This window comes from Streptomyces sp. NPDC053560 (assembly GCF_044544605.1).
Lineage (GTDB): Bacteria > Actinomycetota > Actinomycetes > Streptomycetales > Streptomycetaceae > Streptomyces.
Genome location: NZ_JBITXI010000004.1, coordinates 176,079 through 199,126 on the forward strand (window position 1 = coordinate 176,079; position 23,048 = coordinate 199,126).

A 23,048-nucleotide genomic window follows, 5' to 3' on the forward strand; every position below is an offset into this window, starting at 1 on the left:
TCGCCGGCCCCTCGCGGGCTTCAGGCACCGACCGGGACGAGGCGGCGCGCGTGCCCCGTACCCAGGAGTCCCCTGCCGGCAGGGGAAAAGCGCATATGAGCCCCGTTGCTGGCGCGGGCACGGTCACCGATCACCGTGTCGGCCGTTCTCCGCCGCTCGTCACGCGGCCCCTGGGCGGATCGCTTCGCGCCACTGCCCGGTAGGGTTACGCCGAATCGAGCCACCCCGGCGGCCACGGACGCCGCCCGGTCGCCCAGAAGGAGCCCCGGCCCCATGACACGCAGGTCGCCGTTCCGGGCGCCCGTCGCGATGATGACCGCGACCGCGGCGCTGCTGACGCTGAGCGGATGCATGACCGTCCACGGTGAACTGGCCGTGATCCCGGCGGTCTCCGCCAAGGCCGACGCCGACAAAGCCGTGAAGCAGTTCGTCGCCGGGTACAACGAGGCCAACGCGGCCCACGACCCAGCGGTGACCACCAGCTACGAAACGGGCGCGCTGCAGGACATCGACGAGGCGTCCATCAAGGTCGACCGCCAGCACGGCCGGGGCTTCCAGCCGCTGAAGCTGAGCGACACGAAGATCGTCATCCCCAGGATGGCGGGCTGGCCGAAGTTCTTCCTCGCCGACGCGCGCAGCAACAAGTCCGGACGCTGGCTCCTGGCCTTCACCCGCAACAGCCCGCAGGAGAAGTGGAAGGCCGCCTACCTCCTGCCGCTGCCGGCAGGCGGACTGCCGCAGTTCGCCACCGACAAGGACGGCTACGCCAAGGCCATACCGGCCGGCAAGGGCTCCGCCGGGCTGGCCATCGACCCCGGCAAGCTCGGCAACGCCTACGCCAAGTACCTCAAGACCGGCAGCGGCGACCTCTTCGCCCCCGGGCCGCACACCGACCGCCTGCGGCAGCAGCGCACGACCGCAGCCAAGCAGGTGGGGCAGCGCACCGAGACCATTGACCAGGCGTACAAGTTCCCGGCAATGGCGCTGCGCACGAAGGACGGCGGCGCGCTGGCCTTCTTCGCGACGCGCTCTTTCCAGCGGAAGACGCTGCCCGCCGGCCACTCGTTCAACATCACTCCTGAGATCCAGGCTGTCCTGGACGGGCCGAAGAAGCAGACCAACAAGATGACCTTCACGTCCGTCTCCGAGCAGATGGTGAAGGTGCCGGCCAAGAAGAACGGCGGCCAGGTGGTCTTCCTGCAGCGGCTGCCCAAGCAGACGGCCGCCAAGGCCGAGTAGCGGTTACCGCAGCAGGCCGGGCCGCCCGCAGCTCCGCCGTCGGACCGAGGGTGTCCCGGCCGCCGGACCGAGGGTGTCCCGGCCGCCGGATTGAGGGTGTCCCCATGAAGAGCGGCAGCGGCGATGTGGCCCCCTGAGGCGGCCCGCTGCCCCGCGAGACACTGGTCGGGTGATCCGCCGTGATGAACTCGATGCTCTGCCCGTACGGTCCGCGCTGCCCGCGCTCCATGAGGCTCTGGAGGGTGCCGGGACCGCCGTTCTGTGCGCGCCTCCGGGTACCGGCAAGACGACCCTCGTGCCGTTGGCGCTGGCGGGGCTGACGGAGGGCGGTGCGCCCGTACGCAAGGTGCTGGTCGCGGAGCCGCGGCGGATCGCGGCGCGTGCGGCGGCCCGGCGAATGGCGTGGTTGCTCGGGGAGCGCGTGGGTGAGCGGGTGGGTTTCACCGTGCGCGGGGAGCGCTCCGTGGGGGCGCGCACTGTCGTGGAGGTGGTGACGACAGGCGTGCTGCTCCAGCGGCTCCAGCGTGATCAGGAACTCACCGGCGTGGACATCGTTGTACTGGACGAGTGCCACGAGCGGCATCTGGACGCGGATACGGCGGCCGCGTTCCTGATGGACGTACGGGAGACGCTGCGGCCGGAGCTGCGACTGGTGGCGGCGTCGGCGACGACGGACGCGGAGGGCTGGTCGCGGCTGCTGGGGGACGCGCCGGTGGTGGCGGCGCAGGGGGTGTCGCATCCGGTGGAGACGGTGTGGGCGCCGCCGGAGCGGCCGGTGCGTCCGGCACACGGGATGCGGGTGGATCCGGCGCTGCTGGCACATGTCGCCTCGGTGGTGCGACGTGCGCTGCGCGAGCGGGAGGGGGACGTGCTGTGTTTTCTGCCGGGCGTGGGGGAGATCGCCCGGGTGGCCGGGCAGCTGGCCGGTCCGGCGGGTGCCGGGGTCGCGGTGCTGCAGGTGCACGGCCGGGCGCCGGCGGCGGTGCAGGACGCGGTGCTGGCCGGTGCGGGTGACCAGCGGCGGGTGGTGCTGGCGACGTCGGTGGCGGAGTCGAGCCTGACGGTTCCCGGAGTGCGGGTGGTCGTCGACTGCGGCCTGGCGCGCGAGCCGCGGATGGATCATGCGCGGGGGCTGAGCGCGCTGACGACGGTACGGGCGTCGCAGGCGACGGCGCGGCAGCGGGCGGGCCGCGCGGGGCGTGAGGCGCCCGGTGCTGTCTATCGCTGCTGGTCGGAGGGGGAGAACGGGCGGCTGCCGCGCTTCCCGTCCCCGGAGATCAAGGTCGCGGACCTGACGGCGTTCGCGCTGCAGGCCGCGTGCTGGGGCGATCCGGACGCGTCGGGCCTGGCACTGTTGGATGCGCCGCCGGGCGGTGCCATGGCAGCGGCACGGGACGTGCTGACGGCGGTGGGTGCGGTGGACGCGGCCGGCCGCGCGACGGAACGGGGCGTACGGATGGCCCGGCTCGGCCTGCACCCGCGGCTGGCGCGCGCCCTGCTGGACGGTGCGGCACAGGTGGGTACGCGGCGGGCGGCGGAGGTCGTGGCGCTGCTGAGCGAGGAGCCGCCGCGCGAGTACGGCGACGATCTCGCCGATGCCTGGCGCACGGCCCGCCGTGGGCGCGACGCGTACGCCGGCCGCTGGCGTCAGGAGTCTCGTCGACTGGCCTCCGGACTGGCCTCCGCCCTGCCCGGTGCCTCGGGGAAGTCCGGCACTTCGGAGACGTCCGGCGCCTCGGAGGCGGCCGCGTCGTCCGGGGAGAGTGACGACGTGGTGGCGGGGATCGTGGCGGCGCTGGCGTTCCCCGAGCGGGTGGCCCGTAAGCGCGGTGCGGGTGCGTACGTGATGGCGTCGGGGACCGGTGCCGAGGTCGGCGACGGGTCGCGGCTGCGGAGTGCCGAGTGGCTGGCGGTGGCCGTTGCGGACCGGCCGGTGACGGCGGCGTCGGCGCGGGTGCGGCTCGCGGCCGTGGTCGACGAGGAGACGGCGCGGGCGGCGGCAGGGGCCCTGTACGCCGAGGCCGAGGAGGTCGGCTGGGCGGACGGCGACGTGGTCGCGCGGAGTGTGGCACGACTCGGCGCGATCGAGTTGGTGTCCCGGCCCCTGCGGGACGCGGATCCGGCGCTCGTAAGGGAGGCGCTGGTGGACGGTCTGCGCAGGGAAGGGCTCGGGCTGCTGCGCTGGCCGGACGGTGCGCGGTCGCTTCGGGAGCGCATGGCGTTCCTGCACCGGGAGCTGGGAGATCCGTGGGCGGACGTCGCGGACGACGCGCTGCTGGCGCGCCGGGACGAGTGGCTGGAGCCGGATCTGAGCCGGGCGCGGCGGCGGGCGGACCTGGCGCGGATCGGCGCGGGGCAGGCGCTGTCGCGGCTGCTGCCGTGGGCGAGCGGTGATTCGGCACGCTTCGACGAACTGGCTCCGGAGCGCATCGAGGTACCCAGCGGCTCGCGCATCCGGGTGGACTACGGCGGTGATCAGCCGGTGCTGGCGGTGAAGTTGCAGGAGATGTTCGGGCTGCGGGAGTCGCCGCGGGTGGCGGGCGGCCGGGTTCCGGTACTGGTGCATCTGCTGTCGCCGGCCGGGCGGCCCGCCGCCGTCACCGCCGACCTGGCGTCCTTCTGGCAGGACGGCTACCGCTCCGTACGGGCGGAGCTGCGCGGCCGGTACCCGAAGCACCCGTGGCCCGAGGACCCGGCGACGGCCGAGCCGACACGTCATACGACGGCCCGCATGCGGCGGGGGTGAGGCCGCGTCGGCCGGGTTCTGAAAGCCGTGCGGCCGGCGCCGCCGTACAGCTGAAGCTCCTAAGACGCGTGCTCTGGGGCGCCCATCGTCCCATGCGCCCCCGCCGCCCCACCCGACGCAGCCGTCTCCCGCCCTGTGCGCGGACGCCGCCCGCGTGCCTCCAGATACAGGCTCAGGGCCAGTAGTACGGCGCCCGTGCCGAGGAGGCCCCAGGGCAGGTACGTGGTGAGCAGCAGGACGAGGGTGCGCTGGGAGGACACCAGAGCGACCGTGGCGTCCAGGTAGTCGGCACGCATCTTCACGTGTCCGGCGAAGGCGGTGACCTTGCCGCCGCCGGGCAGCAGGTCGCCGCCGCGCAGCTCCTCCTTGTGGATCTCCTCGCCGTTGACGGGCGCGCCGGTGACCGGGTCGACCCAGAACATCCGCTTGGTGGTGTACCAGCGGGTGGTGCCCATCTTCTCGACGGCTTCCGGGGTGACGCCCTTGACCGGCATCTTCTTGGGGAGCGGGACCTTGGTCCAGGGGATGGTCTGCTCGAAGTAGTAGACGTCCAGGCCGTGGAAGCGGCGGGTGCCCTTGTAGTGGATGGGCGCGGAGGTGCGGGTCTGGGCGTCGAAGTAGGTGTAGTCGCGCTTCTCGGTGAGGAAGGGCCACTTGTACTCGATGCCGTCGCGGCGGACCGGTTCGCCGTCGACCGACTCGCCCGCGGCGTGCACGGGTTCCTGGCTGTGCGCGTCGAAGATGTAGCGCTCGGGGATCTCGGAGACCATCTTGCCGTCGGGCCCGGCGACATAGGACAGCGCGTCCCAGACGACGACGTCGCGGCCGGCGGTGCGTTCGACCTTGTCGGCGGCTTCCACGTTGCCCTTCAGCGTCTGGACGATGCTGACCTTGGGGACCTTCTCGGCCTTCATCGTGCCGTAGTCGACGAGGGTGGCGGGGCTCGCCTCCAGGACCATCGACTGGTACTGGCTCGGCGGGATCTTGGCGAGCCGGGGGAAGGCGTACCACCGCATCAGCGGGGAAAGGGCCGTGCAGAAGACGGCGAAGGCGAGCAGGACGAGGCTGGCCTTGCGGCGCATGACGGCGGCCTCCCTCGGGTGCGGCGGTGTGATGGTCGGCGGTGCCTCAGGGGTGCTCGGGGACGGTGGTCAGCAGCGGCTCGGGGGACGTCTTCCCGTCGGGGGCGCCGACGGCGGTGATGGCGAAGACCAGGGCGAGGGCGGCGGCCAGCCCGATCGCGGCTGCTGTGAGGGCACGCATGCTCGGCCTCCCGTTCGGCTGCGGACCTCCCCACCGACACCGACGGAACTGATGGACCGTCAGCAGGTGAGGCTGGGGCACCGTAGCAACGGGCGGCGCAGATGAGAACACGTTGCGCCGGCTCGGGATGCGAGACCGCATACGAAGTCGGGATGCGGGGCGCTTACGAAAGGGGCGCGACGCCCGCGCGTCACGCCCCTCCGCCGCTTAACCAGTACGGGCGTCAGCCCAGCGCGTACCGGTACCGGAAGCCGGCCCGCTGCGTACCGGTACCGGGGTCAGCCCACTGCATACCGGTACCAGTACCGGCGATCAGCCCACCTTGAGGTCCACCAGGAGCACAGCGCCCCCGGCCGTGGTGAGCCTCAGCCGGTACGTGCCGGGGTGGCTGTCGGTGAAGATCTGCGGCAGCTTCAGCAGGCCGTCGGCGTCGGTCTTCAGGCCGGCGAGGGTGCGCAGCGGCGCGCCCTTGGCGTCCTTGAAGTACGGGCCTTCGGTGCTCTGCTCCGCCTTGGCGGGGTCGGCAGCGTCCCCGGCGATCATCGTCGCGGTGACCGCCACGCCCGCCGCGGCCTTGCCGTGCCAGGTCGCCTTCCCCTCGACGGCGTCGGCGTAAGAGGCACCCGACTCGGCCTGCAGCTTCTCGTCGGAGGTGCGAGCCAGGGCGTCGGCCTGCGGCCTGGCCTTGACGGTGGCGGTGAAGTCGGTGGCCGGCACGGCGCGGCCGACCGCCGTCGCACGGACGGTCCAGGTCCCCGCCTTCTCACCCGCGATCAGGGCGGGGGCGGTGGCGATGCCGTCCTTGTCGGTGGTGACGGTGGCCTTGGCGGCGCCGCCCTTGAAGCGGGTGTCGCCGTCGCCGCGTATCTCGTACTGCACGCGCACGCCGGAGACGGTGCGGTCAGCGGTGTTCTCCGCGCGGACCTGCAGCGGATCGGCGAACGTCTCGCCGGCGGTGGCGCTCCGCTCCTTGTCCCCGACGCGTTCGAGGGAGGCGAGGGGGGCGGGCTCGTCGGGCGCCGGGGGCTTCGTGGGCGTCTCGTTGCCGCTGCCCGGCGTCGTGCCGGGGGTCGAGCCGTCGTCGGAGCCGCTGCCGGACTCGGATCCCGGCTGAGAGCCGCCGTCGCCGTCGGGTGCGGGGGTCGGGTCGGGCCTCGTGGTGTCGCCGCCGGTCCCCGAGCCGTCGGTGTCCTTGTCGGAGCCGGACTCCTTGCCGCCCCCGGAGCCGTTGTGCGCGTCGGAGTCCTTGTCGGACCCGGAGTTGTCGGACCCGGAGTTCTTCCCGGGATCGGTGTCCTTCCCCGAACTCCCCCGGCCCTTCTCGCCGCTCTGCTTGCCGCCGGTGTTCCCCTTGCCGGCTCCGCTGCCTGAACCGCCGGTGCCCGCACCGGAGTCGTTCGTGCGCGGTCCGGTCGGCAGGACGCCGGCGCCGTCGGGCACCTCGTGCGTGCCCTTGCGGTAGTACTCGTACCAGGACAGCACCGTGCGCAGGTACTCCTCGGAGTGGTTGTAGCCGAGGATCGCGCGGTTCATGTCCGCCTGCACCGACAGGTCGCGGCCGGCGGCGCAGAGGTAACGGCCGGCCGACAGGGCCGCGTCGTAGATGTTGTTGGGGTCGCTCGCGCCGTCGCCGTTGGCGTCCGTGCCCCACCTCGCCCAGGTGGACGGGATGAACTGCATCGGGCCGACCGCGCGGTCGTGCGTGGTGTCGCTGTCGAAGCGGCCGCCGTCGGTGTCGGTGATCCGCGCGAAGCCGTTGCCGTTGAGCTGGGGGCCGAGGATGGGCTTCAGCGTCGTGCCGTTCGCGTCGACCGCGCCGCCGCGGGCCTGCCCCGACTCGACCTTGCCGATCGCGGCGAGCAGCTGCCAGGGCAGCTTGCAGCCGGGGTTGCTCTGCGCGAGGGAGGCTTCGGCCTTCTTGTACGCGGCGAGCACGGTCGCCGGTATGCCGGACTCCATGGGGCCGGTGGCTATGGGGCCGTCCCCGCCCTTCTCCTTGCCTGGCCGTGGACCGGCGAGCGGTGGGAGGTCGGTGTAGTACGAGGAGTCACCGTCGATGGGGGTGTCGCCCCGGGGAACGTCCCGGGAGCTGCCCACCGTCTTGGCGGCGTCCGGCGCCTGCGAGGCCGTGAGCGCGGCAACGGCCAGCGCCGCGACCACACCGGAGGCCGCTCCCCTGCGGAGCCGTCGGCCGAACTTGGCTGTCATACGCCCTACTCCCCCTCCGCGTCGAACCACCGTGCTGGATGCACGGCGTTGCGCTCTCGGCGCTCCAACGCACGCGACACTACGACAACTCCCCGCGCGCAGCTACCGTTCCCGGCTCACCATCACTGTCCGCCCACATCCGGCATACTGCCTCGAACCGATCACTCGATCAGGTACAGCGATCGGGTCCGGTCAGGAGGGGGATCATGCCGTTCACACTCAGCCATGCCGCTGCGGTGCTGCCCGCGGTGGGCCGCAACGGCACGGCGCGCGGCCCGCTGCTCGCGTCGGCGCTCGTCGCCGGTTCGTTCGCGCCGGACCTGACGTACTTCGCGGACACGGTCGTGCCCGGTGCGATGGCGTTCGGAGAATTCACGCACGCGCCGTCCGGTGTTCTCACCGTGGACACGCTGTGCGCCGCGCTTCTGGTCGGAGTGTGGCTCCTGCTGCGTGGTCCGCTGCTGGCCGTGCTGCCGCGGGCGTGGCGGGGCCGCGCGTGGGCGCTGTTCCGCGGCCGGGACTGGCGGGAGCTGTCGCACGGGCAGCTCGTGATGCGCTTCTGGTGCTCCGCGGTGATCGGCGCGCTCACGCACGTGGTGTGGGACGCGTTCACCCATCCCGGACGATGGGGTGTCCGGCTGCTGCCCGTACTGCAGGAGTACGTCGCCGGGTGGCCCGTGTACGCGTACGTGCAGTACGGCACGTCGGCGGTGGCGCTGGTGGCCCTGGCCTGGTTCGTGCGGTCCGCGCTGCGACGGTCGCCGCGCGACGCCGCACCCGAAGCGCTGCCCTCGCTCGGCAATCGGGCGCGGGCGGGGTGCGGCGTGCTGCTGACGGCGTGCGTACTGCTGGGCGCCGGGCACCGGGTGGTGCGGGCGCACACGGTGTACGGCGGGTCGGCGACGTGGTTCGACTACGTGCCGACGGTGCTGTTCGGCGCGGGCGCCGGACTGGGGGTGGGCCTGCCGGTGTGGGCGGCGGCGGTCCACCTCCTCGGCCGACGGCGCCGACGGCTGCGGGCCGCCGCTCCGGCGGAAGAGGCGACGGCCGGGAGCTGATCCGAACGGATCGCCCCCGGCCGCCTTCCGCACTCGGGTGCGGCAATGCCTGCCGTGATCAGTGCGCGGCCGACTCCCAGTCCCCGCCCGAGCCGACGGAGACGTCCAGCGGGGCACGCAGCTCGACGGCGCCGGCCATCTCGCGCCGCACCAGCTCCTCGACCTGCTCCTGCTCGCCGGGCACCACCTCGACCACGATTTCGTCGTGGACCTGGAGCAGCATCCGGGAGCTGAGCCCGGCCGCGGTCATGGCCTCGTCGACGCGCAGCATCGCGATCTTGACGATGTCCGCCGCGGTGCCCTGGATGGGGGCGTTGAGCGCCATCCGCTCGGCCATCTCCCGGCGCTGGCGGTTGTCGCTGTTGAGGTCGGGGAGGTAGCGACGGCGGCCGAGCATGGTCTCGGTGTAGCCCGTGGCGCGGGCGCGGTCGACGACGTGCTGGAGGTAGTCCCGGACGCCGCCGAAGCGCTCGAAGAAGTTGTCCATGAGCTTGCGGGCCTCGTCCGGGCTGATGCTCAACTGCTGGGACAGGCCGAACGCGGACAGGCCGTACGCCAGCCCGTACGACATCGCCTTGATCTTGCGGCGCATCTCGGGGTCGACGTCGGTCTTCGGCACCGAGAAGACGTGCGAGGCGACCGTGGTGTGCAGGTCCTCACCGGAGGTGAACGCCTCGATGAGGCCCTCGTCCTCGGAGAGGTGCGCCATCACGCGCAGCTCGATCTGGCTGTAGTCCGCGGTCAGCAGCGTCTGATAGCCCTCGCCGACCACGAAGCCGCGGCGGATGGCGCGGCCCTCGTCGGTGCGTACGGGGATGTTCTGCAGGTTGGGGTCCGTGGAGGACAGCCGACCGGTCGCGGCCACCGTCTGGTTGAAGGTGGTGTGGATGCGGCCGTCCGCGGCGATGGTCTTGATCAGGCCCTCGACCGTCGTGCGCAGCTTGGCCTGCTCACGGTGGCGCAGCATGATCACGGGCAGCTCGTTGTCGGTCTGCGCCGCGAGCCAGGCGAGGGCGTCCGCGTCGGTGGTGAAGCCGGTCTTGGTCTTCTTGGTCTTCGGCAGGCCCAGCTCGTTGAAGAGCACTTCCTGGAGCTGCTTGGGCGAGCCGAGGTTGAACTCGTGTCCCGCGGCGGCGTGCGCCTCGGTGACGGCTTGCTGCACGGCGGCGGCGAACTGCTGCTCGATGCGCTCCAGCCAGCCCCGGTCGGCGGCGATGCCGGAGCGCTCCATACGGGCCAGCAGCGCGCTGGTGGGCAGCTCGATGTCGCGCAGCAGGTCGGCGGCGCCGACCTCTTCGAGGCGCGTCTCGAAGGCGGCTCCGAGGTCGAGGACCGTACGGGCCGTGGCCATCAGGGCCTCGGCCTCCGCCTGCTCGTCGGCACCGAAGGCCAGCTGTCCGTCACCGGCCGCGGCGGGGGCCAGGTCACGACCCAGGTACTCCACGGAGAGCGCGTCGAGGGCGAAGGAGCGACGGCCGGGCTTGACCAGGTAGGCGGCGAGGGCGGTGTCCATGGTGACGCCGTCGATGTGCCAGCCGTGCTCGGGGAAGATCCGCATCAGGCCCTTGGCGTTGTGCATCACCTTCGGGCGCTGCGGGTCCGCGATCCACTCGGCGAAGGCCTTGTCGTCGGCCTCGTCCAGCTCGGTCGGGTCGAAGCGGACGGCGGGCCCCTCGGCACTGGCCAGGGCGACCTCGGCGACCGAGCCGCTGCCCAGCTTCCAGGAGTCGACCGTGGCGACACCGAGGAGGGCGCTGCCGTGCTCGGCGAGCCAGGGGGCGAGCTGTCCGGCGCCCGCGACGAGGCCGTCGATCTCGACGCCCGGCAGCGGCTCGGCGGGGGCCGCTGCCTCCGCGCCGGGGTCGACGGCCAGGAGGCGGTCGCGCAGGCCCTGGTTGCGGATCTCCAGCCCTTCCAGGAAGACAGTGAGGGCCTGCCGGTCGTAGCCCTCGCGCACCAGCTCGGCGGGGCCGCAGGGCAGCTCGACGTCGCGGATCATCTCCGTCAGGCGGCGGTTGAGCTTCACGGCGTCCAGGTGGTCGCGGAAGTTCTGCCCGGCCTTGCCCTTGACCTCGTCGGCCCGCTCGCACAGCTCCTGGAAGGAGCCGAACTGGTTGATCCACTTCGCGGCGGTCTTCTCGCCGACGCCGGGAATGCCGGGGAGGTTGTCCGACGGGTCGCCGCGCAGGGCGGCGTAGTCCGGGTACTGGGCCGGGGTGAGGCCGTACTTCTCGAACACCTTCTCCGGGGTGAAGCGGGTCAGCTCGGAGACGCCCTTGGTGGGGTACAGCACCGTGACGTCGTCGTTGACCAGCTGGAAGGAGTCCCGGTCGCCGGTGACGATGGAGACCTCGAAGCCCTGCTCGGTGGCCTGCGTGGTGAGCGTGGCGATGATGTCGTCCGCCTCGAACCCGTCGGTGGCGAACCGCTTCACCTTCATGGCGTCCAGGAGCTCACCGATCAGCTCCACCTGCCCCTTGAACTCGTCAGGGGTCTTGGAACGGTTGGCCTTGTAGTCGGGGAACTCCTCCGACCGCCATGTCTTGCGCGAGACGTCGAAGGCCACCGCGAAATGGGTGGGCGCCTCGTCGCGCAGGGTGTTCGCGAGCATCGAGGCGAAGCCGTACACGGCATTCGTCGGTTGCCCCGTGGCGGTGGTGAAATTCTCCGCGGGCAGGGCGAAGAACGCCCGGTACGCCATGGAGTGCCCGTCCATCAGGAGCAGCCGGGGGCGCCCGCCGCCCGTCGTCTCGCTGCCGGTCGTTTCGCTCTTCTTCGCTGCCTTTGCTGCCACGCCCCCGATCCTGCCACGCCCCACTGACATTCCCCGACGCGACGGCCGCGGGACCGCCCCCGCGTGCTGCCGGCCGGCTGTGGAACCGCTCCCGGCATGCCGGTCCGTCGACCGTGGAACCGCTCCCGCGCGTCGGCTGTGGACAACTTCGTCACCCTCGACGCCCGGCACATTCGCCACGACGCCCTGTGGACAACCGGCCGACGGCCGGTCGCACGTGCCAGGATCGATGGCAGCCGGAGGACCACGCGAGGACCATTCCATGCATGATCCGGACGGCTGAATGGTGATATACAGAACGGCTGCTCGCGCACGGCAGCGCAGCGGCATCGGCACCCAGGAGACCGCCATGGCAGGCAAAGCACCCGAGTCGGACCCGGTACAGGACGCCCCCGAGGTCAGCGCCCGCAAGCACTCGGCCGTCGGCCTGCCCGCGATCACCAACGCCCTGCGCATCTCCCGTCAGCAGATGGGCGTGAAGCGCACGGCGCTGACGCTGCTGCGCGTCAACCAGAAGGAAGGCTTCGACTGCCCCGGCTGCGCCTGGCCCGACCCGGACCGCCGGCACGCCGCGGAGTTCTGCGAGAACGGCGCCAAGGCCGTCGCCGAGGAAGCCACCCTGCGGCGCGTCACGCCCGACTTCTTCGCCGCCCACTGCGTCGCCGACCTCGCGAAGCGCAGCGGCTACTGGCTCGGCCAGCAAGGCCGCCTCACCCGGCCGATGTACCTCGCCGAGGGCGCCGACCACTACGCCCCCGTGTCCTGGGAGCGGGCCTTCGACATCGTCGCCGAGGAGCTGACCGGCCTCGGCTCCCCCGACGAGGCCGTCTTCTACACCTCCGGCCGTACGAGCAACGAAGCGGCGTTCCTGTACCAGCTCTTCGCCCGCGAGTTCGGCACGAACAACCTCCCCGACTGCTCGAACATGTGCCACGAGTCCTCCGGCTCGGCCCTCACCGAGACCATCGGTATAGGCAAGGGCAGCGTCTCGCTGGAAGACCTCCACAAGGCCGACCTGATCATCGTCGCCGGCCAGAACCCGGGCACCAACCACCCCCGTCAGCTCAGCGCCCTGGAGAAGGCCAAGGCCAACGGCGCGAAGATCATCTCGGTCAACCCGCTGCCCGAAGCCGGCCTGGAGCGCTTCAAGAACCCCCAGACCCCGCGCGGCCTGGCCGGTGGCGGCACCGCGCTCACCGACCTCTTCCTCCAGATCCGCCTCGGCGGCGACCAGGCACTCTTCCGCGCGCTGAACCACCTGCTCCTCACGACCGACGGCGCGCTCGACGAACACTTCATCCGGGAGCACACGCACGGCTTCGAGGAGTTCCGGGAGGTCGCGCGCGACGAGCTGGACTGGGACGAGACCCTGCGGGCCACGGGCCTGACGCGCGCCGAGATCGACCGCGCACTCGACATGGTCCTCGCCTCGAAGCGGACGATCGTGTGCTGGGCGATGGGCCTCACCCAGCACAAGCACTCCGTCCCCACCATCCGCGAAGTGGTCAACTTCCTGCTGCTGCGCGGCAACATCGGCCGCCCCGGCGCCGGCGTCTGCCCCGTACGCGGCCACAGCAACGTCCAGGGCGACCGCACCATGGGCATCTTCGAACGCCCGGCGCCCGCCTTCCTGGAGGCCCTGGAGAAGGAATTCGGCTTCGCACCGCCCCGGGAGCACGGCTACGACGTCGTACGGGCCATCCGGGCGCTGCGCGACGGCCGGGCCAAGGTCTTCTTCGCCATGGGTGGCAACTTCGTCTCCGCCACCCCCGACACCGACGTCACCGAGGCCGCCGTACGCCGGGCGAACCTCACCGTCCACGTCTCCACCAAGCTCAACCGCTCGCACGTCGTCACCGGCGCCCGCGCCCTGATCCTGCCCACCCTCGGACGCACGGAGAAGGACGTCCAGGACAGCGGCGAGCAGTTCGTCACCGTCGAGGACTCCATGGGCATGGTGCACGCCTCCCGCGGCCGCCTGGCGCCCGCGAGCCCGCACCTGCTCTCCGAGCCCGCCATCGTCTGCCGCCTCGCCCGCCGGGTGCTCGGCGAGGACAGCCGCACACCGTGGGAGGAGTTCGAGCAGGACTACGCCGCGGTCCGCGACCGCATCGCGCGCGTCGTCCCCGGCTTCGAGGACTTCAACACCCGCGTCGCGAGCCCCGGCGGCTTCGCGCTGCCGCACGCCCCGCGCGACGACCGCCGCTTCCCGACCGCCACCGGCAAGGCGAACTTCACCGCCGCCCCGGTGGAGTACCCCGACGCCCCCGAAGGCCGGCTGCTGCTCCAGACGCTGCGCTCGCACGACCAGTACAACACCACGATCTACGGCCTGGACGACCGCTACCGCGGCATCAAGAACGGCCGCCGCGTGGTCCTGGTCCACCCCGAGGACGCCCGCGCCCTCGGCCTCGCCGACGGCGCGTACACCGACCTCGTCAGCGAGTGGACCGACGGCGTCGAACGCCGCGCACCCGGCTTCCGCGTCGTCCACTACCCCACCGCACGCGGCTGCGCCGCCGCCTACTATCCCGAGACCAACGTCCTGATCCCCCTCGACCACACGGCCGACACCAGCAACACCCCCGCCTCCAAGTCGGTGGTGGTGAGGCTGGAACGGACGACGCTCTGAGGGGTGGGAGCAGCTGGCGGGGCGGGGTGCTGCGGGTACGCCGGACGCCGCGAGGTCGGCGGCGCGCGGCGGCACGCCCAGGACGCCGCGAGCGCCGCGGCGAGCACGCGCCGGGGCGCGGCGCAGCGCCGGGGGAACGCCGGGGGCCGGCGGGCACACCGCCCCCGACCAGGCCCTCGCCCCCCGCAGTGACGAGCCGCACAGCGTTCCGGACCCCGAACTGAGCGCTCGCTCAGTAGCCTGAGGGCGGCACGACGCCCGCCTCGGCCCGGCCCGCGGCCCACACCGCCGGCTCGTACGCGTACGGCCAGTGCACCGGCACACCACGACGAACAGCGTCACCAAGAACAGCGTCACAACGAACAGCGATCACGACGAGCAGCGCGAGCGAACGGAGCCGCACGCCATGGGCGAGCAGACCACGACCACGTTCCCCCAGGAAGTCCTCGACCAGTGGGCCGGGCAGGGCCTGGACCTGCCCGCCCTGTTCTCCGCCGGCCACCTCGGCACGCGGATGAGCGTGCAGGTCGTGGAGGCCTCCCCGGAGCGGGTCGTCGGCACCATGCCCGTCGAAGGCAACACCCAGCCCTACGGCCTGCTGCACGGCGGCGCCTCCGCCGTGCTCGCCGAGACCCTCGGCTCCGTCGGCGCCATGCTGCACGGCGGCCCCGGCAAGCTCGCCGTCGGTGTCGATTTGAACTGCACCCATCACCGCGGCGCGCGCACCGGACTGGTCACCGGCGTCGCCACGCCCGTGCACCGCGGCCGCTCCACGGCCACGTACGAGATCGCCATCACCGACGAGCAGGGCAAGCGCGTCTGCAGCGCGCGGCTGACCTGCCTGCTGCGCGACACCGAGGCCCCGGCGCAGCCGTCCTGAACCGACCGGCGCAGCCTCCTGAAACGACCGGCACACCCCTGCTGACCTGGCACGATCAGTTCGCATCGCGGCCCCGCTCCGGCATCCTCGGAGCGGGGCCGCGGCGCGTCCGCGCCCCGGGCGATCCGGTGCACGGACACGCCGCCATCCGCACGCGTGCCGTACGTATCCCGCGCGCATTCCGCACCGGCGGACGCCCTCGCCGCCCGTCGCCCGTCGCCCGTCGCCCGTCGCCCTAACGCTGTGTAACGCACACGTACTTTGCCTCCGCCGCGCCTCCCAGGGCTGTCGCGGCGCCGCTCCCGTACCGCCGCCCGCACCGCATTCCGGACGCCTCTGGGGCGCCACGCGACAAACTCCCTCGTAGAAGTGCGAGTTGACGCTCCGCCTGCCGTACACCCCTCAGCGGTAAGGACCATCCGCACGAAACGCTCATCGAAGGTCATAACAAGAGCGTCACATCCTCGTCGGCGCCGGTACCCCCACCGTTGGGGCAGCTCTACCATCACCGCCAGTCACCGCGCCGCCGGGCGCGCTGTACCAGCACGGCCTGTATCACCCCGTACAGCCCGGCGCGCGAACGGTCACGCAGTGGCGTGACCGAGCCAGGGGAAAGGACTGATCGTGCGTCACCGTTCCTTGCTGATACTCACCACCACGGTAGCCGCCGGCGCCCTCACGCTCTCCGCGTGCGGCTCCCGCGGCGAAGACAAGAGCGGCGACGGCTCCAAGGCCACCGTCGTCATCGGCCTCGACGCCCCGCTCACCGGCGAACTCTCCGCACTGGGCCAGGGCATCAAGAACTCCGCCGACCTCGCCGTGAAGAACGCCAACAAACAGAACGAGGTCGAAGGCGTCACCTTCGAACTGCGGCCCCTCGACGACAAGGCACTGCCCAACGCGGGCCAGCAGAACGCCACCAAACTGGCCGGCGACAAGGAAGTACTCGGCATCGTCGGCCCGCTGAACTCCGGCGTCGCCCAGTCCATGCAGCAGGTCGCCCAGTCCAACGGCGTCACCCTCATCTCCCCTGCCAACACCACGCCCGACCTCACCCAGGGCAAGAACTGGAAGAAGAACGACCGCAAGCGGCAGTTCTCCACCTATTTCCGCACCGCCACCACCGACGAGGTCCAGGGCGCGTTCGACGGCCAGTACGCCTACGAAAAGATGAAGGTCAGGACCGCCTACGTCATCGACGACCAGAAGACCTACGGCGTCGGCCTGGCCTCCTCCTTCAAGGACCAGTTCACCAAGCTCGGCGGCAAGATCGTCGGCACCGAGCACGTCAGCCCCGACGACCGCGACTTCAAGGCCGTCGTCGCCAAGGCCAAGGGCGCCAAGCCCGACCTCGTCTTCTACGGCGGCGAATACCCCGCCTCCGGACCGCTCAGCCAGCAGCTCAAGGACGGCGGCGTCGACGTACCCCTCATGGGCGGCGACGGGATGTACAGCGGCGACTACATCGAACTCAACAAGAAGGCACAGGGCGACTACGCGTCCTCCGTCGGCAAGCCCGTAGAGCAGCTGGACTCCGCCAAGAAGTTCATCGCCGACTACAAGGACGCCGGCTACAAGGACGCCTACGAGGCCTACGGCGGCTCCACCTACGACGCCACCTGGTCGATCATCCAGGCCGTCAAGCAGGTCGTCCAGGACAACAACGGCAAGCTCCCCGACGACGCCCGCAAGAAGGTCGTCGACGCCATGAACAAGGTCTCCTTCGAAGGCGTCACCGGCAAGGTCTCCTTCGACAAGTACGGCGACACCACCAACACCATGATCACCGCCTACCAGGTCGACAACAAGAAGTGGGCAGCCCGCTTCAGCGCCGAGTTCAAGAAGTTCGACAAGAGCTGACCGGCACCACCTCTGCCCCCTCACCGGGCCGCGCCAGCAGGACACCAACCCCTGGCGCGGCCCGCGGCACACCGCACACCCCCCGCAAGCACGGCCCACCGGTACCTTCCCACCCCACGGAGGCCCTGCGGTGAACGAACTGCCGCAACAGCTGGCCAACGGACTCATCCTCGGCGCGATGTACGGACTCATCGCGATCGGCTACACGATGGTCTACGGCATCGTCCAGCTCATCAACTTCGCACACGGCGAGATCTTCATGGTCGGCGGCTTCGGCGCGCTCACCGTCTACCTCGCCCTCCCGTCCGGCCTGCCCCTCATGGCAGCCCTCCCCCTCATGCTCATCGGCGGCATCCTCGTCTCCGTACTCGTCGGCGTCGCCGCCGAACGCTTCGCCTACCGCCCCCTGCGCGGCGCACCCCGCCTCGCCCCCCTCATCACCGCCATCGGCCTGTCCATCGCACTCCAGCAAGCCGTCTGGAAGTGGTACCCCGACGCCAAGAAGGCCCGGGTCTTCCCCCAGTTCAAGGGCGACGCCTTCGACATCCTCGGCGCCACCGTCCAGCGCGGCGACCTCTTCGTCCTCATCGCCGCCCCGCTCTGCATGCTCGCCCTCGGCTACTTCGTCTCCCGGACCCGCAGCGGCCGCGCCATGCAGGCCACCGCACAGGACCGCGACACCGCCGCACTCATGGGCATCAACACCGACCGCATCATCGTCCTCGCCTTCGCCATCGGCGCGGCCTTCGCCGGCGTCGCCGCCGTCGCCTACGGACTGCGCACCGGCGAGGTCCAGTTCCGCATGGGCTTCATCATGGGCCTGAAGGCCTTCACCGCCGCCGTACTCGGCGGCATCGGCAACATCTACGGCGCCATGCTCGGCGGCCTCGTCCTCGGCGTCGCCGAAGCCCTCGCCACCGCCTACGTCGAGTTCATCCCCGGCATGACCCAGTTCGGCGGCGGAGCCTGGAAAGACGTCTGGGCCTTCGTCCTCCTCATCCTCGTACTGCTCCTGCGGCCACAAGGCCTCCTGGGCGAACGCGTCGCGGATCGGGCGTGATAGCGATGACCACCACCCCCATCACCAAGACCCCCGCCACGGACACACCCCCAGCGGGCCTCCTCCCCCTCCCCGCACGCGCCGCCCGCCTCCTCACCGCAGCCGGCGCCCTCCTCACCGCCGCCTCCACCGGCCTCGCCTGGACCTGGAGCAGCGAATTCCCCGGCGACCTCACCTACTACGGCTCCCCCGCCGGACTCCAGCTCATCACCCTCGTCGGCGCCCTCCTCACCCTCGCCTTCGCCCTCGCCGGCCTCGGCATCCGCGGCCTGACCGCACTCACCCCCGGCGGCCGCAACGCACCCCTCCTCTTCGCCGCACTCGCCACCTTCGCCACCACGTGGTTCACCCTCGGCGCCATCGCCGTACAACTCGGCGGCCTGATCAACCTCGAACCCGGCGGCTTCATCGCCGGCATCACCGCACTGATCACCCTCCTCGGCGCCCTCGGCCTCCCCGCCGACCGCACCCCCTCCACACCACCGCACGGCCCCTGGCAGCGCTTCACCAACAGCTGCGCGGCCGTCCCCACCCCGCGCCCCGCCAAGCGACTCCCCTCCTGGGCCGAGATCCTTCTCATCGCCGTCGCCTTCGGCATCGCCCTCTTCGCCTTCACGTACGGCATCGACGCCGAAGACGGCCCTCCCTTCGTCGGCTACCTCCTCTTCGTCGCCCTCGCCGTCCCCGCACTGCACCGCGCCGGCCTCATCGACCGCCTCACCGCACTCACCCGCCGGCACCGCGGCATCGCACTCGCCGCCGCCTTCATCGCCGCGGCCGCCTTCCCCTTCACCCAGGACACCGACGAGTACACGATCATCGGCGCCAACATCCTGATCTTCGCGACCGTCGCCCTCGGCCTGAACGTCGTCGTCGGCCTGGCCGGCCTCCTCGACCTCGGCTACGTCGCCTTCCTCGGCGTCGGCGCCTACGCCGCGGCCCTCGTCTCCGGCTCCCCCGACTCCGCCCTCGGCATCCAACTCCCCTTCTGGGCAGCGCTCCTCACCGGCGCCGCCGCAGCCCTCGTCTTCGGCGTCCTCATCGGTGCCCCCACCCTGCGACTGCGCGGCGACTACCTCGCCATCGTCACCCTCGGCTTCGGTGAGATCTTCCGCATCGCCATGCTCAACCTCAACGGCACCACCGGACCCGACGTCACCAACGGCGCCATGGGCATCCCCAACGTCCCCAACCTGGAGATCTTCGGCTTCAACTTCGGCGAACCCCACACCATCCTCGGCGTGCCCATCGCCACCTACGGCAACTACTACCTCCTCATGATCCTCGTGACGGCCTTCGTCGTCCTCGTCTTCCGCCGCGCCGCCGCCTCCCGCATCGGACGCGCCTGGATCGCCATCCGCGAGGACGAAACCGCCGCCATCGCCATGGGCATCAACTCCTTCCGCCTACGCCTCCTCGCCTTCGCACTCGGCGCCGCCCTGGCCGGACTCGCCGGAACCGTCCATGCACACGTAGTAACGACCGTCACACCCGAGCAGTTCCAGTTCGCCGGACCGCAGCCGCCCAACTCCGCGTTCCTCCTCGCCGCCGTCATCCTCGGCGGCATGGGCACCCTCAGCGGACCCCTCGTCGGCGCGGCACTCCTCTTCCTCATCCCCGCCAAACTGGACTTCCTCCAGGACTACCAGCTGTTCCTCTTCGGCCTGGCCCTCGTGCTCCTCATGCGCTTCCGCCCCGAAGGACTCATCCCCGACCGCCGCAAGCAGCTCGAGTTCCACGAGACCGGCCAGCTCGACGTACCCGACGTACCCGAACCGCGCCTCAACGAGGACACCACCGGCGCCACCAAGGCAGGGGCGTGAGGACACCATGACCACACCCACGACCGTCACGAAGAGCAACGGGGCCGTCCTCGAAGCAGCCGGCGTCACCATGCGCTTCGGCGGCCTCACCGCCGTACGCGCCGTCGACCTCACCGTCTCCCCCGGCGAAATCGTCGGCCTCATCGGCCCCAACGGCGCCGGGAAAACCACCTTCTTCAACTGCCTCACCGGCCTCTACACCCCCAGCGAAGGCACCGTCAGCTACAAAGGCACCCGCCTCTCCCCCAAACCCCACCTCGTCACCCAGGCCGGCGTCGCCCGCACCTTCCAGAACATCCGCCTCTTCGCCAACATGACCGTCCTGGAGAACGTCCTCGTAGGCCGCCACACCCGCACCAAAGAGGGCCTGTGGTCAGCGCTCCTACGAGGCCCAGGCTTCAAGAAAGCCGAACGCGGCAGCGAAGCCCGCGCCTTGGAACTCCTCGAATTCACCGGCCTCGCCGCCAAACGCGACCACCTGGCCCGCAACCTCCCCTACGGCGAACAGCGCAAGCTCGAAATCGCCCGCGCCCTCGCCAGCGAACCCGGCCTCCTCCTCCTGGACGAACCCACCGCCGGCATGAACCCCCAGGAGACCCGCGCCACCCAGGACCTCGTCCTCGCCATCCGCGACCAGGGCACCGCCGTCCTCGTCATCGAGCACGACATGCGCTTCATCTTCAACCTCTGCGACCGCGTCGCCGTCCTCGTACAGGGCGAAAAACTCATCGAAGGCACCGCCGACGTCGTCCAGGCCGACGAACGCGTCGTCGCCGCCTACCTCGGCACCCCCTTCGAAGGCGCCCCCGGCGCGGAAGAAGCCGCCGAGGTCGACGCGGCAGAAGCGCAGGCAGCCGCCGAGACGCGACCGGCGCCGGGCCCCGCGCCCGACGAGAACACCGCTCCCGACGAGAACCCCCCGAACGGAGACGCGCGATGACCGCCCTGCTCGAAGTCGAGGACCTCCGCGTCGCCTACGGCAAGATCGAAGCCGTCAAGGGCATCTCCTTCAGCGTCCCGGCCGGCCAGGTCGTCACCCTCATCGGCACCAACGGCGCCGGCAAGACCACCACCCTCCGCACCCTCTCCGGCCTCCTCAAACCACTCGCCGGAAAGATCACCTTCGACGGCCAGGTCCTCAACGGCGTCGGCGCCCACAAGATCGTCGAACGCGGACTCGCCCACTCCCCCGAAGGCCGCCGCCTCTTCCCCCGCCTCACCATCGCCGAAAACCTCCAGCTCGGCGCCTTCCTCCGCAAGGACAGCAACGGCATCGAACGCGACATCCAGCGGATCTACGAGCTCTTCCCCATCCTCGGCGAACGCCGCAAACAAGCCTCCGGCACCCTCTCCGGCGGCGAACAACAGATGCTCGCCATGGGCCGCGCCCTGATGTCCCGCCCCAAACTTCTCATGCTCGACGAACCTTCCATGGGCCTCTCCCCGATCATGATGCAGAAGATCATGGAGACCATCATCGAACTCCGCTCCCAGGGCACGACGATCCTCCTCGTCGAACAGAACGCCCAGGCCGCGCTCTCCCTCGCCGATCACGGACACGTCATGGAGATCGGCAGGATCGTTCTCTCCGGTACCGGAGAACACCTCCTCCACGACGAGTCCGTCCGCAAGGCCTACCTCGGCGAGGACTGAAGCCGCGGCGAGCAGGCAGGACGCCGGTACGCAACACGGCGAGGGCCGCACCATGATCATGGTGCGGCCCTCGCCGTACGCGGAAGCGCCCCGCCTCTGCCACCGCCCGGAGCCGCCACGCGGCCCGGGACGACCGGCTACTCGGAGGCCGTGTCCTTCTCCTTCTGCTTCTTCTCCTCGGCGTCCTCGATGACCGCCTCGGCGACCTGCTGCATCGACAGCCGCCGGTCCATCGACGTCTTCTGGATCCACCGGAACGCGGCGGGCTCGGTCAGCCCGTACTGCGTCTGCAGAATGCTCTTCGCCCGGTCCACGAGCTTGCGCGTCTCCAGCCGCTGGGTGAGGTCCGCGACCTCCTTCTCCAGCGTCCGCAGCTCCGTGAACCGGCTCACGGCCATCTCGATCGCCGGCACGACATCGCTCTTGGAGAACGGCTTGACCAGGTACGCCATGGCACCGGCGTCCCGCGCCCGCTCGACCAGCTCACGCTGGGAGAACGCGGTCAGCATCAGTACCGGGGCGATGCTCTCCTCGGCGATCTGCTCTGCCGCGGAGATGCCGTCGAGGACGGGCATCTTCACGTCGAGGATCACCAGGTCGGGACGGTGCTCACGGGCCAGCTCCACGGCCTTCGCGCCGTCACCGGCCTCGCCGACGACCGTGTAGCCCTCCTCCTCCAGCATCTCCTTCAGGTCCAGGCGGATGAGCGCCTCGTCCTCGGCGATGACGACGCGGGTGGTCTGCGGCGGGACGTGCGACTGCTCGTCGGCGACGGGCTGCTCGGGCTCGGCGGCGCTCACGTGACTCCTCGTTCCAGGCAGGTGGTGCCCCACGAGCCTACCTATCTCCTGTATGTTTGGAGAACGGCGGGTCGCCGCTCGCCTTTCTTTCGAAGGAAGCCCCGGTAGCCCAGCGGCAGAGGCGATGGTCTCAAACACCATGTAGCGTGGGTTCGAATCCCACCCGGGGCACTTTACCTTCATTTCGAAGACGCTGCACCTGATCGACGATCTTCACTCCCTACGGTGAACATCCCTTCGATCCGACCTTCGATGGTAAAGATCACGCCACGATCTTTGATGTGTACGACATCGCGACGCGCGAGCGTGTCCTCGCCCTCGTTTCCGAAGGCCGCAGTCTCAACTCCGTCAGCAAAGCAACCGGCATATCCCGCGCCGCGATCCGCCAGTGGCAGGTACGGATCGAGCCGATCTCCCGAGCCGGTGAGTGTTCTCGGCCTGATGACCTCCCCGCCTACTCGTACCTGCTGGGTCTCTACCTCGGTGACGGCTGCCTCAGCAGACACCCACGGGGTGGCTACGCCTTACGCATCGCCTGCGCCGACGCATGGCCCGGACTCATCTCCGCATGCCGCGACGCCATCTTGCGCGTCCGCCCCGCAAACAGCGTTTGTCTCGTCCGCAAGCAGGGCTGCGTCATGGTGACCAGCTACAGCCGCCACTGGCCGTGCCTCTTCCCCCAGCACGGCCCCGGTAGGAAGCACGAGCGCCGCATCGCCCTCGAACCCTGGCAGCAAGAAATCGTCGACGCCTACCCCTGGGAACTCATACGCGGGCTGATCCACTCCGACGGATGCCGGATCACCAACTGGACGACCCGCATGGTCGGCGGCGTACGGAAGCGCTACGAGTACCCGCGGTACTTCTTCACGAATACCTCCGCCGACATCGTGCGGCTCTACACCGACACCCTGGACTCGCTCGGCGTTGAGTGGAAGCCCGCCCGGCAGTCGCGCCAAGCCGAGAGCATCTCCGTCGCCCGTCGGGCGTCCGTGGCGCTCATGGACGCCCACGTCGGGCCGAAATACTGAC

The 23,048-nt window shown here is 70.8% G+C and carries 16 protein-coding genes and 1 tRNA gene; 12 read left to right on the forward strand and 5 right to left on the reverse strand.

What is annotated here, in order from left to right; translation table 11 throughout:
* The first annotated feature begins 273 nt into the window (after window positions 1-273).
* Window positions 274-1,239 carry a hypothetical protein gene (locus ACIGQF_RS10620; RefSeq protein WP_399707920.1) on the forward strand — a complete coding sequence of 322 codons (966 nt, stop codon included), beginning with the start codon at window positions 274-276 and terminating at the stop codon, window positions 1,237-1,239.
* 169 nt (window positions 1,240-1,408) lie between these two features.
* Window positions 1,409-3,985, forward strand: coding sequence for an ATP-dependent helicase HrpB (hrpB, locus tag ACIGQF_RS10625; protein ID WP_399707922.1), 2,577 nt, complete (start codon window positions 1,409-1,411; stop codon window positions 3,983-3,985).
* Between the two features lie 59 nt (window positions 3,986-4,044).
* Here the strand turns inward: hrpB and ACIGQF_RS10630 are convergent, their stop codons facing one another.
* The 3 genes from ACIGQF_RS10630 to ACIGQF_RS10640 all read right to left on the reverse strand — a co-directional run bounded on the left by ACIGQF_RS10630 (window position 4,045) and on the right by ACIGQF_RS10640 (window position 7,456).
* Window positions 4,045-5,067, reverse strand: coding sequence for a DUF3068 domain-containing protein (locus tag ACIGQF_RS10630; protein ID WP_399707924.1), 1,023 nt, complete (start codon window positions 5,065-5,067; stop codon window positions 4,045-4,047).
* A 46-nt stretch (window positions 5,068-5,113) separates the two neighbouring features.
* On the reverse strand, window positions 5,114-5,248 hold the full coding sequence (locus tag ACIGQF_RS10635) for an SPW_0924 family protein (protein ID WP_361560391.1): 135 nt from the start codon (window positions 5,246-5,248) through the stop codon (window positions 5,114-5,116).
* Window positions 5,249-5,560: 312 nt separating this feature from the next.
* A complete protein-coding gene (locus ACIGQF_RS10640) occupies window positions 5,561-7,456 on the reverse strand; it encodes a lytic murein transglycosylase (RefSeq protein ID WP_399707927.1) in 1,896 nt (631 codons plus the stop codon).
* Window positions 7,457-7,662: 206 nt separating this feature from the next.
* Between ACIGQF_RS10640 and ACIGQF_RS10645 the strand changes: the two genes are divergently transcribed.
* Entirely contained in the window at window positions 7,663-8,514 is an 852-nt protein-coding gene (locus ACIGQF_RS10645; protein WP_399707929.1) for a DUF4184 family protein, read from the forward strand.
* 58 nt (window positions 8,515-8,572) lie between these two features.
* On the opposite strand, the gene polA is transcribed toward ACIGQF_RS10645, so the two are convergent.
* Window positions 8,573-11,230: a DNA polymerase I gene (gene polA, locus ACIGQF_RS10650; protein WP_399708585.1), complete on the reverse strand. Its 2,658-nt coding sequence runs from the start codon at window positions 11,228-11,230 to the stop codon at window positions 8,573-8,575.
* 427 nt (window positions 11,231-11,657) lie between these two features.
* Here polA and ACIGQF_RS10655 point away from each other — a divergent pair, with 427 nt between their 5' ends.
* The 7 genes from ACIGQF_RS10655 (at window position 11,658) to ACIGQF_RS10685 (ending at window position 21,216) form a co-directional block, all read left to right on the forward strand.
* Complete coding sequence (locus ACIGQF_RS10655) at window positions 11,658-13,940, forward strand: FdhF/YdeP family oxidoreductase (protein ID WP_399707931.1); 2,283 nt, start codon at window positions 11,658-11,660, stop codon at window positions 13,938-13,940.
* A 406-nt stretch (window positions 13,941-14,346) separates the two neighbouring features.
* The gene (locus ACIGQF_RS10660) at window positions 14,347-14,820 is read left to right on the forward strand and encodes a PaaI family thioesterase (RefSeq protein ID WP_399708588.1); all 474 of its coding nucleotides are present in this window, start codon (window positions 14,347-14,349) and stop codon (window positions 14,818-14,820) included.
* 639 nt (window positions 14,821-15,459) lie between these two features.
* Window positions 15,460-16,680, forward strand: coding sequence for a branched-chain amino acid ABC transporter substrate-binding protein (locus ACIGQF_RS10665; RefSeq protein WP_399708591.1), 1,221 nt, complete (start codon window positions 15,460-15,462; stop codon window positions 16,678-16,680).
* Window positions 16,681-16,810: 130 nt separating this feature from the next.
* On the forward strand, window positions 16,811-17,740 hold the full coding sequence (locus ACIGQF_RS10670) for a branched-chain amino acid ABC transporter permease (RefSeq protein ID WP_399707933.1): 930 nt from the start codon (window positions 16,811-16,813) through the stop codon (window positions 17,738-17,740).
* Window positions 17,741-17,745: 5 nt separating this feature from the next.
* Window positions 17,746-19,563 (forward strand): branched-chain amino acid ABC transporter permease, encoded by a 1,818-nt coding sequence (locus ACIGQF_RS10675; protein WP_399707935.1) that lies wholly within the window; start codon window positions 17,746-17,748, stop codon window positions 19,561-19,563.
* A gap of 7 nt (window positions 19,564-19,570) precedes the next feature.
* A complete protein-coding gene (locus tag ACIGQF_RS10680; protein WP_399707937.1) occupies window positions 19,571-20,503 on the forward strand; it encodes an ABC transporter ATP-binding protein in 933 nt (310 codons plus the stop codon).
* Window positions 20,500-21,216, forward strand: a complete 717-nt coding sequence (locus ACIGQF_RS10685) for an ABC transporter ATP-binding protein (RefSeq protein WP_399707939.1) — start codon at window positions 20,500-20,502, stop codon at window positions 21,214-21,216. Before ACIGQF_RS10680 ends, ACIGQF_RS10685 begins: the two co-directional genes overlap by 4 nt.
* A 137-nt stretch (window positions 21,217-21,353) precedes the next feature.
* Here ACIGQF_RS10685 and ACIGQF_RS10690 read toward each other — a convergent pair whose 3' ends face one another.
* A complete protein-coding gene (locus tag ACIGQF_RS10690; protein ID WP_399707941.1) occupies window positions 21,354-22,016 on the reverse strand; it encodes an ANTAR domain-containing response regulator in 663 nt (220 codons plus the stop codon).
* Between the two features lie 98 nt (window positions 22,017-22,114).
* Here ACIGQF_RS10690 and ACIGQF_RS10695 point away from each other — a divergent pair.
* Both ACIGQF_RS10695 and ACIGQF_RS10700 read left to right on the forward strand, forming a co-directional pair.
* Window positions 22,115-22,187: transfer RNA gene (locus ACIGQF_RS10695), tRNA-Leu, on the forward strand.
* A 110-nt stretch (window positions 22,188-22,297) separates the two neighbouring features.
* Window positions 22,298-23,047, forward strand: a complete 750-nt coding sequence (locus tag ACIGQF_RS10700; protein WP_399707942.1) for a hypothetical protein — start codon at window positions 22,298-22,300, stop codon at window positions 23,045-23,047.
* Window position 23,048: the final 1 nt, after the last annotated feature.